The following is a 13,280-nucleotide window of genomic DNA, read 5'->3' as shown; positions in this document are numbered from 1 at the left end:
ATGACGCGCTCGACCGATTTCCTTGCCTTCGCCCATATCGGCGACCTGCACCTGACCACCGCCGACGCGGACAATGCCCGGGATCTGCGGACCATCCTGCAACGGCTGCGCGAACGGCAGGAACTGGACTTCGTCTTCCTGCCCGGGGATAACGCCGACAACGGCACCGCGGAGCAATACCGGCTGCTGCGCCAGGCGCTGGCCGACTTTACCCTGCCGGTGGCGGTGATCACTGGCGATCACGACATGGAGGGCGGCGATCTCGGACCCTTCTACGCCGAGCTGCAGGTACCCCGGTCGCCCTACGCCAAGGCAGTAGGCGACGTACGCTGCCTGTTCCTCGACATGTGCGGCCCCGGCGGCGGCGGCCCGGACTTCCGCCTGGGCGCCGAGCAGGTGCAGTGGCTGGAGCGGGAACTGCTGGAGGCCTCTCGCCAGGAGCGCCAATGCGTGGTCTTCATGCACAGCTATCCGGCGGACCTGCGCGGGCCCGGCGAGGCGGAGCGGGTGGCGCGCCTGCTGCACGAAGGCCCGGTGCGGCTGGTGGAGATCGGCCACACCCACTACAACGAATTGGCCCATGACGGCGGCGTGCTCTATGCGGCCTGTAGATCCTCCGGCCAGATCGAAGAAGGCGGTGTAGGATTCGCGCTGGTCACGCTGGACGGCCCGGCGGTGAGCTGGCGCTTTCGCGAATCACGCGAGGCTTGGCCCTGGGTGCAGATCACCGCGCCCGGCGATGCCCGGTTGAACGGGATGGGGGCGGTAGAAGCCAGCGAGTGTCGGGTCCTGGTGCTGGCCGAGGCCGAGCTCACGGCGTGCGAGTGGCAGTGCGACGAGGGCCCCTGGTGGCCGTTGGTATCGTTGGGCAAGGGCCGCTATCGCGGCGACCGTCCCGTGCCAGCGGGTGCCCGCCGCCTGCAGGTGCGGGTCCGGGATGCCCGGGGTGGCGAGGATCGCGATCAGATCGAGTTGACCGGACCGCAGCGACCGCTCGCCGCGCCGGCCGACTGGGGTTCGGATCGCACCAGCCTGGGTGAGTGGCAGGCCAAGGGCGTGCTGGGTACCCAGCTGGGGCCCAATCGCAATGGCCGCAAATGGTGAGGTGGGCAGGGGCCCACGTCGCGGATCGACTAGAAGGAATACGCCCTAGATGGGATCCATCATCACTACGCCCCACGTCCTGACGTGGGTGATCGCCGCGGTGGCCACCCTGGGGGTGGTCACCCGGCCCTTCGGCTTGCCGGAGGCGTTGTTCGCGGTAACCGGTGCCGTCCTGCTGGCGATCTTCGGCCTGCTGCCACTCGACGGCGTCTGGCATGGCGTCGCCAAGGGCACCGACGTCTATCTGTTCCTCATCGGCATGATGCTGCTGGCCGAGATCGCCCGGAAGGAAGGGCTGTTCGACTGGGTCGCCGGCCATGCGGTGCGGGCCGCCAAGGGCTCGGCGTTGCGGCTGTTCGCCCTGGTCTACGGCGTCGGCATCCTGGTCACGGTATTCCTCTCCAACGACGCCTGCGCGGTGGTGCTGACCCCGGCGGTCTACTACGCCACCCGCGCCGCCCAGGTGAAGAATCCGCTGCCCTATCTGTTCTCCTGCGCCTTCATCGCCAACGCGGCGAGCTTCGTGCTGCCGATCTCCAACCCGGCCAACCTGGTGGTGTTCGCCGAGCACATGCCGGAACTGGGTCGCTGGCTGGCGCTGTTCACCCTGCCGTCGATCCTCGCCATCGGCGCGACCTTCCTGGTGCTCTGGGCGACCCAGGCCAAGGTGCTGCGCGCCGAGGGGCTATCCCAGGGGGGCGAGGTGGACGCCCTGCCCACCACCGGACGCATTGCCGGTTGCGGCCTGATCCTGACCATCCTGGTGCTGCTGGGCGCCTCGGCGCTGGATCTGGAGCTGGGCCTGCCGACCTTTCTCGCCGGCTTCGCCACCTTCCTGGTGGTGGTGGCCTGCAAGCGCGGCGGCGGCCTGGAGCTGCTCAAGCACATTTCCTGGGGCGTCTTGCCCTTGGTGGCCGGGCTGTTCGTGCTGGTGGAGGCGCTGGAGACCACCGGGGTGCTGCAGGCGCTGGCCAGCCAGCTCCAGGCCGCCGCCCAGGCCACACCGGAGCGCGCCGCCTGGGGCGCCGGACTGCTGGTGGCCTTCGGCAGCAACCTGGTCAACAACCTGCCTGCCGGGCTGCTGGCCGGGGCGGCGGTGCAGGCCGCCCACGTCTCCGAGAAGATCGCCGGCGCTGTGCTCATCGGTATCGACCTCGGTCCCAACCTGTCCATCACCGGTTCGCTGGCGACCCTGTTGTGGCTGGCCGCACTCAGACGCGAGGGGCTGTCGGTGAGCTTCTGGCAATTCCTCAAGCTGGGCACCCTGGTGATGATCCCAGCGTTGTTGCTGGCCCTGGCGGCGCTTATCCATCTTTGAGCGAGCTCTGACGGACGGTCTCCCGGCGTAGCGACGCTGTCGCTGCGCCTGGGGCACTATCAGGGTTCGTCCGCTACGGAGCATTGCCCATGGCCATCGCCCGCTACACCGGCTTCGCCCAGGCGCTGCACTGGCTGACCGTCGCGCTGCTGTGTCTGCTGCTACCCTTCGTCTGGGTGGCGGAAAACTTTCCGCCCGGGCCGGTACGGACCCTCTGGTACCTGCTTCACGAATCCACTGGCATTTCCGTGTTCCTGCTGGTGCTGATCCGCCTGACCTGGCGCTGGCGGCATCCGGCGCCACCGGCCCATCCGCGTGACGGTCGCCTGCTGCGGCTACTGGCTGGGCTCAATCACGGTCTGCTCTACACCGTGCTGCTGGTGATGCCGGTGACCGGCTACCTGATGGCCGGCCAGGGGCAACCGGTGCCGGTGTTCGGGTTGTTTTCCCTGCCGGGGTTTCCCCGCCACGAAGCCCTTGGCATCCTCGCCAATCGCATCCACGTGGCCTGCCAATTCGCCGTCTATGGCCTGGTGATCCTGCATGTGGCGGCGGTGGTCTGGCACGTGGCGATCCGCCGTGATGGCACCCTGGAGCGGATGCTGCCCGAGCAGCGGCTCTAGTCGCTGCCTTCCACCAACTGTCGGTCGCGTTCCAAAAGGGTAGGCAGAGTCTCGCGCAGGTGGTCGACCAGGGTGCGGATCTTGGCATCGAGGAAGCGCCGCGAGGGATAGAGCGCATGGATGTCCAGGGCATAGAGCCGGTGCTCCGGTAGCACCCGTTGCAGGCGGCCGCTGGCAAGGCCCGCGACGGCGGCATACACCGGCAGGGCGCCGATGCCCAGGCCGTTGGCCACGGCTTCGGCCAGGGCATCGGCGGTATTGACCTGGAAGGGCGGTCGCTCCACCGCCACCTCGGTGCTGCCTTCCGGCCCTTCCAGCAGCCAGCGATCCGGTGCCATGGCGCGATTGACCAGGCGCAGGCAGCGGTGCCCGGCCAGTTCCGCCGGCGTGGTTGGGCGACCCAGGCGTTCGAGATAGCCGGGCGCGGCGCAGAGCACGCTGTAGGTGCTGCCCAGGCGCACCGAATGGAAGGCCGAATCCGCCAGGCCGTCGGCCAGGATCAGCGACAGGTCGTAGCCTTCCTTGAGGATGTCGGTGAAGGTGTTGGTCAGCTGCAGATCGAGGTCGACCTCGGGATAGCGCTCGCGATAGCCGGCCAGACTCTGGATCAGATAGTGCTGGCCGAGGCCGGTCATGGTGTGGATACGCAACCGTCCGCGCGGCACCGCCAGGGCGTCGCGGGCCTCGGCATCGGCGTCGTCGAGGTCGGCGAGGATGCGCTCGCAACGCACCAGGTAGCGCTCGCCGGCTTCGGTCAGGCGCAACTGGCGGGTGGTGCGGTGCAGGAGCCGGGTCTGCAGGTGCTGCTCCAGCTGGCTGACCGCGCGGGACACATAGGCGGTGGTCAGCTCCAGCTGGCGCGCGGCGGCGGTGAAGCTGCCGGTACGGGCCACGCAGGCGAAGGCGCGCAGGTTGAAGAGGTGATCCATGGGCGAGGGCAGGGCCGGACAAAGCGCCATTGTGGGCCATTACCCGCCCGTTGGTTAACGCTCTTTGCTGTCGCACCCAGCTTAATCGGCGCGGACCCGACTTCCTAGAATGGCCGCCGAGGCACTGCGCCTCGCCCCTCCCGTCGATCCCAGCGTTGCCCAGCATGCCCCTCGCTTCGCCGTTGCCCCTGCGCCCCTCCCGCGCGCTCCCACGCAAACGCTGGCCCAGCCTGAATGCCTGGCGCCGCGCCGGTCGCGAATGGGCCCGTACCGATGGCCAGACCTGGGCCTTCATCGCCAAGGCACTGCTGGCCGCCGCCCTGGCGCTGTGGCTGGCCTATCGCCTGGAACTGCCGCAACCGAGCACCGTGCTGGTCACCGTCTTCATCGTCCTGCAGCCGCAAAGTGGCCAGGTGCTGGCCAAGAGTTTCTATCGGGTACTAGGCAGCCTCGCCGGGCTGAGCTTCACTGTCGCCGCCATCGCCCTGTTCGCCCAGGAGCGGGTGCTCTTGCTCGGCGCCCTGGTGCTGTGGATTGGCTACTGCACCCGCGGCGCCGCGCGCTATCGGGATTTTCGCAGCTATGCCTTTCTACTGGCCGGCTATACCGCCTGCCTGGTGGGGCTGCCGGCGGTGGCCCAGCCCCAGGGCGCCTTTCTCCAGGCGGTGTGGCGTCTGCTGGAAATCGGCCTGGGCATCTGCTGCGCGGGGGTGGTGAGCGTGGCGATCCTCCCGCAGACCACCGCCGGCGTGCTGCGCCGGACCCTGGCCCAGCGGCTGCGCGACTTCCTGGCCATGGCCCATGACGGCCTGCTGGGGCGGCTCGACGGCGAGCGCTTCGCCGGGCTCAGTGCCCGTTTCGCCGCCGACTCCGTGGGCTTCGAGAGCCTGCGCAGCGCCAGTGTCTTCGAGGAGCCCTATCTGCGCCGCCGCAGCGGACGCCTGGCGGCCCTGGGCAACCGCTTCATGCTGCTCAACACCCGTTTCCACGCCCTCTACCAGCTGCTCGAACGCCTGGCCGAGCGGCCACCGGCGGTGCGCCAGGCCCTGGCACCCGCCCTGGAGTTGATCGCCGCCGCCCTGGCGCCCGGCCTCGGGCGGTTGCCGGAAGATCGCGATCTGCGCCGTCTCGACGACCGCCTGGCCGCCGAGCGCGAGACGCTGATGGCGGCGATCCGCGTGGGCCGCCAGCAACTGACCCAGCGGGCGCTGGCCGCCGAAGCCGACCGGCTCGACTACGATACCGCGGCCGAATTGCTCTATCGCTTTGCCGAGGACCTGCACCTGCTGCTCGGCGCCCAGCTGGCATGGGATGCACCCTCGAAAGCGCCCGCTGCGCCGCGGGAGACCTTCACCCCCCTGGCCAGTCGCGCGGTGGCCTGGATGGCCGGGTTGCGCAGCGCCCTGGTGGTGCTGGGCGTGGGGCTGTTCTGGATCGAGACCGCCTGGCCGAGCGGGGCGGCCTGCACCCTGGCGGCGGGGCTTATCTCGGCGCTGGCCTCCACCTCGGCCGATCCGCGGCGCTATTGCCTGCAACTGGCCGGCGGCACCCTGCTCGGGGCCCTGGCCGGTGGTCTGCTGCAATTCCAGGTGTGGCCCTGGATCGATGGCTTCGCCCTGTTGCTGCTGACCCTGGCTCCGGTGTTCGCCGCCGGCGCCTGGCTGATCACCCGCCCGCGGGTGGCCGGCTATGGCACCGGCTTGATGGTCTGGTTCTGCTCGACGGCGCTGCCGGGCAATCTGCCGCGCTATGACGCCGACCTCTTCTGCAACACCTACCTGGCCTATCTGGTGGCCTGCGGCGTGGCGGTGGTGGCCGTCAGCGTGTTGCTGCCGCCCAGCCAGCCCTGGGTCTGGCGCCGCCTGGAGGACGCCCTGCGCGAGCGGCTGGTCCATGCCCTAGGCGCGCCGCTGCCTGGTCTCAACGGCCGCTTCGATGGCGGCCTGCGCGATCTGCTCAACCAGGTACAGGTGCTCACCGTGGGCCAGCCGGTGGTGCAAAGGCAGCTGCTGCGCTGGACCTTCCTCAGCCTGGAGCTGGGCCATGCCATCATCGAGTTGCGCCTGGAGCAGGCGGCCTTGCCAGCCTTGCCCTGGTATCGCGAGGAACGTGCCTGGCGCCTGGCCATCCGCGCCCTGGGCCGGGCCTTGGTGCGACTGTTCCGCCAGCCCAACGCCGCCAACCTGGCCCGCGCCCTGAGCGCCGTGGACCAGGCCATCCTGCTCGCGCACCAGGCCCAGCGCCACTTGGAGCCGAATCCCGGCGACTTCGATCGGTCGCCGCTACGGCGCATCGCCAGCTACCTGCACTTCATCCGTACCTCGCTGCTGGCGCCGGATTCGCCCCTGGCCGGATATCTACCGCAGGCGCTGCACCCTGCGCGCGACGAGGGCTGAGCGGCGCCCTGGAAAAATCCGACTAGGCTTACGGACGGGGAGGGCGAAACGCCCTCTGCCACGCGACTTCCGGCATAACCAGAACAAGGCCCGACCGCCCATGCCCCTACGTTTCGTCCGTCCGCTGCTGTGTTCCGCCAGCTGTCTCCTCACCCCTCTGGCGTTCGCTCTGGACGCCCCCGGCGCACCTGGCGCCGACCCCTTCTGGTCCTATTCCGGCAAGACCGGCATCGGCACCAGCTACGAGGCCTATCGCGACGGCGCCTACAGCGACCAGGCCAGCACCGGGCGCGTCTCGCGGGTGTGGTTCTCCCTGGCCCAGGGCGTGGTCACCGAGACCATGCAGGGACTCATCCACGAGGCGCAACTGCGCGAGATGCAGCTGGTGATCCACGGACCCGACTTCACCCACCTGGAGCGCGACGACACCGACAGCCGCATTGAATACCTCGCCACCGATGCCGCCGGCCGGCCCACCTCGCTGGCCTACAGGATCGTCAACCGCGACCGCCAGGGCCGCTACGAGATCGAGAAGCACGTTTTCACCGACCCGGACCAGGACACCCTGGTCATGCGCGTCATCTTTCGCAGCCAGGACCCGCGCATCCAGCCCTATCTCTATGTCGATCCGGCGCTGGCCAACAGTGGCAGCCACGACCGCGCCGCGGTGAAGGGTGGGGTGCTCTACGCCAGCGAAGGCGAGCACGCCCTGGTGGTGAAGGCCAGCCAGCCGCTGCAGACGCCCACCGTGGGCTTCGTCGGCGCCTCCGACGGCCTCGACGACCTGCGCCGCAACGGCAAGCTGACCCGCCTCTACGGCAGCACCGGCGACCAGGCCGGCAACGTCGCCCTGCTGGCCAAACTGCCACTCACCGGCGCCGAGACCACCCTGGACGTGGTGGTGGGCTTCGGCGCCAATCCGCGCCAGGCCGAGGCGGCGGCGGATGCCACCCTGGCCCGCGGTTATCAAAAGGTGCTGGCCCACTACAACGGCAAGGGCGACGCCATCGGTTGGCAGGACTACCTGGCCAGTCTCGACCAGCTGCCACGGCTACAGGCCCAGGCCGGCGACGGCGGCAAGCTGCTCAACGCCAGCGCCCTGGTGCTCAAGGCCCAGGAGGACAAGACCCACGCCGGCGCCCTGATCGCCTCGCTGTCCAATCCCTGGGGCGAGACGGTGCCGGCCGCCAAGGGCACCACCGGCTACAAGGCGGTCTGGCCGCGCGACTTCTACCAGTGCGCCATGGCGCTGCTAGCCCTGGGCGATCGGCAGACGCCCAAGGTCGCCTTCAGCTACCTCAAGCAGGTGCAGGTGGACGCCAATACCGCGCGCCAGCCGGCCGACAGCTCCGCCTTCATCCACCAGCAGAAGCAGGGCGACGAGGTCCGGGCGCCCGGTGCCACCGGCTGGTTCCTGCAGAAAACCCACGTCGACGGCACCATCGAATGGGTTGGGGTACAGCTCGACCAGACCGCCATGCCGATCATGCTCGGTTATCGCCTCTGGCAGGGTGGCCTCTTGAGTGACGCCGAGATTGATCGTTGGTATCGCGAGATGCTCAGGCCCGCGGCGGATTTCCTCGCCCGCGACAGCCAGGTCAACCTGGGCTGGAACACCTGGCAGGTCAAGCCGCCGCAGACCCAGCAGGAGCGCTGGGAAGAGCAGTGGGGCTATTCGCCGTCCACCACCGCGGCCGTGATCGCCGGGCTGGCCACCGCCAGCGAACTGGCGCGCCACGCCGGCGACGAAGCCCATGCCAGCCGCTATCGCGACACCGCGCGGCGCTATTCGAGCCAGGTGGAACAGACCATGGCCACCACCCAGGGCAGCCTGGGCGCCGGTCACTACTACCTGCGCATCACCCAGAACGCCGACCCGAACGACAAGGGCAAGCTGGTGGACAACAACAGCCGCCCTGGCCTGCCGGAAGATCAGGTGCTGGACGCCGGCTTCCTCGAACTGGTGCGCTACGGTGTACGACCGGCGGGCGATCCGCTGGTGCAGCAGAGCCTGGCGGTGCTGGACGACGAAGGCCTGCCGGAGAATCTACGGGTCAAGTACAGCTTCCAGTATCCCGGGGTGAAGGGCACCTTCCCTGGCTGGCGGCGCTACGGCAACGACGGCTATGGCGAGAGCGAGACCTCGGGCAGCAACTTCCCGGCCACCGAGCAGCCGGTGCCCAACTCGGGGCTGCGCGGTCGGGTCTGGCCGATCTTCACCGGTGAGCGCGGCCACTACGAGCTGGCGCGCCTGGTCCTGCAGGGCAAGCCGGATGCGGGGGCGCTCGCCAAGCTACGCGACACCTACGTCCGCGGCCTGGAGCTGTTCGCCAACGCCGGCCTGATGCTGCCCGAGCAGGTCTGGGACGGCGTGGGTGACAACCGGCGCCACGGCTACAGCAAGGGGCATGGCACCGATTCGGCGACGCCGCTGGCGTGGTCCCATGCCGAATACGTCAAGCTGCTACGCTCCCTGGCGGACGGCCAGGTGTGGGATCACTACCCGGTGGTGGAGCGGACACTGGCGCCCTGAGGGCGGATCCGACGAATGGCAGGCGTGCCCTGGGCCGCGTGCCAGGGCCGCTGAGCTAGGACTACGAAACCTAAGACCCACAGGAATGCCTGTAACAAGACTTGTCTGATGGGCGTTCTCGCGCTTTCCTGAGACAGCGGATCCTTCCGCTCGCCGCTGTTTTCCTCTCTTTCCGGTCTCTCTGCCCTCGGTCGCGTACCGCGCGGTAGCGTTTTTCTCTCGCTCGCTCCGGCGACCGCTCCGGTGGTCTGGGGGCGGGTCTTTGCCGGTTCCTGTCAAGAAGGTCACGGATATGACTGACGTCGCTCTCCCCATCGCCCTCTACCTGGGCAGCCTGGTGCTGCTGGCCTTCGCCCTGCGCCGCAGCACGCTGCTCACCGAGGAGACCCTGGCGCGCTCCTCGCCGCTGGATGCCCTGCGCGGCATCCTCGCCACCGCCGTGGTCTGCCTGCATTTCGTGCTGACCTATCACCTCAAGGCCGAGGGCCAATGGCGCGAACCCGATAGCATCCTGCTCTACAACCTGGGTGTGGTGCCGGTCTCGCTGTTCTTCATGATCACCGGCTACCTGTTCTTCGGAAAGGTCTACCGGCGCACACCGGACTGGGGCGAGTTGCTGAGGTCGCGGGTGCTGCGGGTGATGCCGCTGTATCTCTGCGTGGTGGCCGTGGTGGTGCTCTTCACCCTGATCCGCACCCACTTCGTCATCGCCGACGGCCAGCACTTCATGCTCGAGCTGCTCAGCTGGGAGCTGTTTTCCGGCTTCAGTCTCAACGGCTTGGAAGAGAGCGGCTGGATGACCGCCGGCGCTCACTGGACGCTGCGCTACGAGGCGCTGTTCTACCTGGCCCTGCCGATCATCGCCGCGCTGTTCAATCGCCGTGGCTTCGGGCTGCCGCTGCTGGTCTCGGTGCTGCTGGTGGGGGGCCTGGTCGCCGCCGGCTACCACTATCATGTGCTGGGCGCGCGCTTCGGCCTGCTGTTCCTGCTGGGTTTCCTGCCGGTGTTCCTCAAGGTGCATCGGCCGGCGCTGCTGGCGCGACTGCGTACGCCCCTGGTGGCGGTGTTGTCCCTGGCCCTGGTGGGCTACGCCATGCTCCAGCCGGACTACAGTCTCAAGCAGATGCTCGCCCTGGCGCTGCCCTTCGCCGCCATGGCCGCCGGCAACGACCTCTTCGGCCTGCTGCGCAGTCGCGGCCTCAAGGTGCTGGGCGAGATCAGCTACAGCCTCTATCTCACCCACGGCCTGCTGCTCTACGGACTCTTCACCCTGCTCGACCTTGGCTCGGTCGAGACCCTGGGCACGCTCGGCTTCATGGCGCTGCTGCCGCCGGTACTGGTGCTCGCCTGCCTGCTGTCGATGCTCAGCTACCGCTGGATCGAGCGTCCGCTGATGCACCTGGGAAGGGCGCCACGGCCTCGGCACGTGCCGGCGTAAGCGCCGGTGCTGCCCCGGGATACTCCAGCAGAAAGGCCAGTGCCTGGGCGCAGGAGGCTTCCACCTTGAGCGCCAGCAGGTCGTCCGCGCGGGTACGCCCATAGCCCAGGGCGGCGATGGGCAAGCCGGCGCGGGCCGCGGCCTGGGCGAAGCGAAAGCCCGAATAGACCATCAGCGACGAGCCCACCACCAGCAGCGCATCGGCGCGGCCCAGGTGGGCGAAGGCGCGCTCCACCCGTGCGCCGGGCACGTGTTCGCCAAAGAACACCACGTCCGGCTTGAGCAGGGCGCCGCAGCGCGGGCAGTCGGGCACCCGGAAACTCATGAAGTCCACGCCTTCCAGATCGGCATCGCCATCCGGCGCGGTAGCTGCGTCCAGCTGCAGCCAGTCGCCATTGAGTTCGCCCAGCCATTGCTGGAATTCCTGGCGCGGCAGGCGCAGCTCGCAACCCAGGCAGCGGATCTGGTCGAGGCGACCGTGCAGGTCGATCACCGCCTCGCTGCCGGCGGCCTGGTGCAGCCGATCGACGTTCTGGGTCAGCAGCATCTCCACCTGGCCACGCCGCTCCAGGGCCGCCAGGGCCTGGTGGGTGGCGTTGGGCCGCGCCTGGCAGAAGCGCGGCCAGCCGATCAGGCTGCGTGCCCAGTAGCGGCGGCGCAAGAGGTCGTCGCCGACGAAGGCCTGCAGGGTGACCGGCTGCGGGCGCTTCCAGGCGCCGTCGCGGTCGCGGTAGTCGGGAATGCCGGAGTCGGTGCTGCAACCGGCACCGGTGAGCAGGAAGATCCGCTCGTGCCGGGCGATGAAGGACTGGAGCGCGGGCAGGGACATCGTGCACCTGGAGTTGCGGGCGATATCCCCAGCTTGGAAAGGGTTATGCCGCGAGGCAAGCCGCAGCTGACGAACGTCCTGTCCGTCGCGCCGCTCCGCCCGAAGGAAGCCTTGCTAGAACACCGGGACGTAGATGTAGATCTGCGAATCCTGGGCGTCCACCCCGGTGAAGGCCTCGGTGTAGTGCTCGAAGCAGGCGCCCGGACGGGGCTGCAGGCCGCGGGCCGGCAAGAGCTCGGCGAACAGCCGGCCCAGGCTCTTGGCCACGCTGGGCGCGGTACCCAGGTGCACGTAGCGGGCGTAGCGGCCTTCCGGCAGTTCCTGGCGCACCATGCCGGCGGGCAGGGGGGCGCCCGGTACGGTGGCTACCGCGGCCAGGTAGTGCATGGTGCCGGCCTGGCGCCAGCTCAGGCCATACCATTCGGCCTCGCCTTCGCGACCGGCGACTTCCCCGGCGCGGTCGGCGAGGCGCCGCCAGAGGGCGGCGATGTCTTCGCCCTGGCCGGGCTCGAACAGCAGGCCGGTGACTTCCAGGGCGGGATGGTCGACGATTTCCAGCGACATGGGGCAGACTCTCTCGAAGATGCAATGAAGGCCGCCACCTTACTCCAGCGGCGCCTTGCGGTCAGCCGTGTTCGAGCGTCCCGCGAAGACCGTCACTCGGCCCTGTTGCCGGCGATCAGCCGATGGGCAGTTCCCCCGTCACGATGGCGGTGACGATGAACAGGCCGAACATCGGCAGCGACCACTTGAAGAATTCCTTCTGATACTCGCCGAAGCTCATTTCCGTGCGATTCATCAGCAGGAACAGCCAGGCGACCGTCGGGCTCGCGTAGCGCAGGGCCTGGCCCATGAAGGAGGCCACGCCGATCTCGGTGGGGGTGATGCCGAACTGGTAGGCGATGGGCGCCACCACCGGCAGGATGCCGAAGTAGTAGGCGTCCACCGGCAGGGCATAGCAGGCGATGGCGCCAAGGAAGGCGAAGGCCAGCGCCGTATGGCTGCCCATGGACTCGGGAATCAGGCCGGCGATGCTGGTGGCCACCGCGGCAGCCATGCCGCTGCCGTTGAAGATGCCGAGGAAGCAGCCTGCCGCCAGGATGATGGAGGCCACGGCGATGGCATCACCGCCATTGGCGGTGATGCGCTCCCGCTGTTCGGTGGCGCTGTAGTTCACCGCCAGGGCTAGGGCGGTCCCCACCATGAAGACGATGGCGCCGTTGGCCCAGCCGGCCAGCAGCGTCACCAGCATGAGGACGGTCAGGGCCAGGTTGAACAGGAACAGGCGGGGTCGCTTGAATTCCCGATCGCTCTCCTGGATGACGGTGACCATCTCCTCGATCTGCTGTGGCGTGACGATGGCGCGTTCACCGGGAATGTAGCCCAGTCGCTCGCGCTCCTTGCGGCCCATCAGGTAGGCCATGCAGAACACATAGACGAAGGAGACGCCCAGGATCGGCAGGATCGCCACGAAGAGAGTATTCACCTCCACGTTCAGCACCGCGGCGGCGCGGGCCAGCGGACCCCCCCAGGGCAGGCAGTTACCCAGGCCGCAGGGCAGGATGATGAGCATCGCCAGGTTCGACAGCTTCAGCCCCATCTGCTTGTACAGCGGCAGGAAGGCGCTGGTGATGATGAGGATCGTGGTGGTGCCATCGCCGTCCAGGGTCACCACCGAGGAGGTGAAGGCCGTCACCAGGATGATCTTCAGGGGATCGCCGTTGGCCTTGCGGATCAGGTAGGTGCACAGGGGGTCGAACAGCCCCACGTTCATCATCAGGCTGAAATAGAGGATGGCGAAGAGGATCATCACCGTGGGATTGACCGTGCCCAGCGCTACCTTGCCGCTCTGGCTGGTGGAATAGAACAGGCCCTGGCGAATCCAGGTGACCAGGGACTCGAAGGGTACGCCGCTGGCGACGCAGGCCAGGGCGCCAGCGGCCAGGGAGACCACGATCAGGCCGGTGAAGGGCGACAGCTTCTGGCGGATGACCAGGAACAGAAAGGCGATGATCAGCGCATAGCCGAGGAAGGTCAGCATTCGGTGCAACTCCCAGTCTTATTGTTATCGGGACACGAATAGTGGGGCGGGGGAGCCGGATGTGCGGCT

At 68.5% G+C, this 13,280-nt stretch carries 10 protein-coding genes; 6 read left to right on the top strand and 4 right to left on the bottom strand.

Annotation, left to right across the window (positions count from 1 at the left end; all coding sequences use genetic code 11):
* The 3 genes from RND78_RS21755 (at nt 1) to RND78_RS21745 (ending at nt 3,045) form a co-directional block, all read left to right on the top strand.
* Nucleotides 1–1,104, top strand: a complete 1,104-nt coding sequence (locus RND78_RS21755; protein WP_312732033.1) for a metallophosphoesterase — start codon at nt 1–3, stop codon at nt 1,102–1,104.
* Nucleotides 1,105–1,153: 49 nt separating this feature from the next.
* Entirely contained in the window at nt 1,154–2,422 is a 1,269-nt protein-coding gene (locus tag RND78_RS21750) for an arsenic transporter (protein ID WP_312732032.1), read from the top strand.
* 89 nt (nt 2,423–2,511) lie between these two features.
* Complete coding sequence (locus RND78_RS21745) at nt 2,512–3,045, top strand: cytochrome b (RefSeq protein WP_312732031.1); 534 nt, start codon at nt 2,512–2,514, stop codon at nt 3,043–3,045.
* On the opposite strand, the gene RND78_RS21740 is transcribed toward RND78_RS21745, so the two are convergent.
* Nucleotides 3,042–3,974, bottom strand: coding sequence for a LysR family transcriptional regulator (locus RND78_RS21740; RefSeq protein ID WP_312732111.1), 933 nt, complete (start codon nt 3,972–3,974; stop codon nt 3,042–3,044). The two genes, RND78_RS21745 and RND78_RS21740, sit on opposite strands and share 4 nt — an antisense overlap.
* A 164-nt stretch (nt 3,975–4,138) precedes the next feature.
* Between RND78_RS21740 and RND78_RS21735 the strand changes: the two genes are divergently transcribed.
* From RND78_RS21735 to RND78_RS21725, 3 genes are all read left to right on the top strand, one after another.
* The gene (locus RND78_RS21735) at nt 4,139–6,370 is read left to right on the top strand and encodes an FUSC family protein (protein WP_312732029.1); all 2,232 of its coding nucleotides are present in this window, start codon (nt 4,139–4,141) and stop codon (nt 6,368–6,370) included.
* 100 nt (nt 6,371–6,470) lie between these two features.
* Nucleotides 6,471–8,903 (top strand): glucan 1,4-alpha-glucosidase, encoded by a 2,433-nt coding sequence (locus RND78_RS21730; RefSeq protein WP_312732027.1) that lies wholly within the window; start codon nt 6,471–6,473, stop codon nt 8,901–8,903.
* A gap of 292 nt (nt 8,904–9,195) precedes the next feature.
* Entirely contained in the window at nt 9,196–10,341 is a 1,146-nt protein-coding gene (locus tag RND78_RS21725; protein WP_312732025.1) for an acyltransferase, read from the top strand.
* Here the strand turns inward: RND78_RS21725 and RND78_RS21720 are convergent.
* The 3 genes from RND78_RS21720 to RND78_RS21710 all read right to left on the bottom strand — a co-directional run bounded on the left by RND78_RS21720 (nt 10,268) and on the right by RND78_RS21710 (nt 13,211).
* Nucleotides 10,268–11,170, bottom strand: coding sequence for an NAD-dependent protein deacetylase (locus RND78_RS21720; protein ID WP_312732024.1), 903 nt, complete (start codon nt 11,168–11,170; stop codon nt 10,268–10,270). The two genes, RND78_RS21725 and RND78_RS21720, sit on opposite strands and share 74 nt — an antisense overlap.
* Nucleotides 11,171–11,284: 114 nt before the next feature.
* Entirely contained in the window at nt 11,285–11,734 is a 450-nt protein-coding gene (locus tag RND78_RS21715; RefSeq protein ID WP_312732023.1) for a GyrI-like domain-containing protein, read from the bottom strand.
* A 115-nt stretch (nt 11,735–11,849) separates the two neighbouring features.
* Nucleotides 11,850–13,211 (bottom strand): citrate:proton symporter, encoded by a 1,362-nt coding sequence (locus RND78_RS21710; RefSeq protein WP_312732022.1) that lies wholly within the window; start codon nt 13,209–13,211, stop codon nt 11,850–11,852.
* Between the last annotated feature and the right edge of the window lie 69 nt (nt 13,212–13,280).

This window comes from Pseudomonas oryzihabitans, from assembly GCF_032027545.1.
Lineage (GTDB): Bacteria > Pseudomonadota > Gammaproteobacteria > Pseudomonadales > Pseudomonadaceae > Chryseomonas > Chryseomonas oryzihabitans_F.
The sequence above is the reverse complement of the archived record's forward strand: the minus strand, read 5'-3'. Positions and strand labels throughout refer to the sequence as shown.

Coding starts and splice junctions, on each gene's coding strand:
- RND78_RS21720 (WP_312732024.1), bottom strand. CDS start 11,170: ATGTCCCTGCCCGCGCTCCAGTCCTTCATCGCCCGGCACGAGCGGATC.
- RND78_RS21715 (WP_312732023.1), bottom strand. CDS start 11,734: ATGTCGCTGGAAATCGTCGACCATCCCGCCCTGGAAGTCACCGGCCTG.
- RND78_RS21725 (WP_312732025.1), top strand. CDS start 9,196: ATGACTGACGTCGCTCTCCCCATCGCCCTCTACCTGGGCAGCCTGGTG.
- RND78_RS21730 (WP_312732027.1), top strand. CDS start 6,471: ATGCCCCTACGTTTCGTCCGTCCGCTGCTGTGTTCCGCCAGCTGTCTC.
- RND78_RS21710 (WP_312732022.1), bottom strand. CDS start 13,211: ATGCTGACCTTCCTCGGCTATGCGCTGATCATCGCCTTTCTGTTCCTG.
- RND78_RS21745 (WP_312732031.1), top strand. CDS start 2,512: ATGGCCATCGCCCGCTACACCGGCTTCGCCCAGGCGCTGCACTGGCTG.
- RND78_RS21755 (WP_312732033.1), top strand. CDS start 1: ATGACGCGCTCGACCGATTTCCTTGCCTTCGCCCATATCGGCGACCTG.
- RND78_RS21740 (WP_312732111.1), bottom strand. CDS start 3,974: ATGGATCACCTCTTCAACCTGCGCGCCTTCGCCTGCGTGGCCCGTACC.
- RND78_RS21750 (WP_312732032.1), top strand. CDS start 1,154: ATGGGATCCATCATCACTACGCCCCACGTCCTGACGTGGGTGATCGCC.
- RND78_RS21735 (WP_312732029.1), top strand. CDS start 4,139: ATGCCCCTCGCTTCGCCGTTGCCCCTGCGCCCCTCCCGCGCGCTCCCA.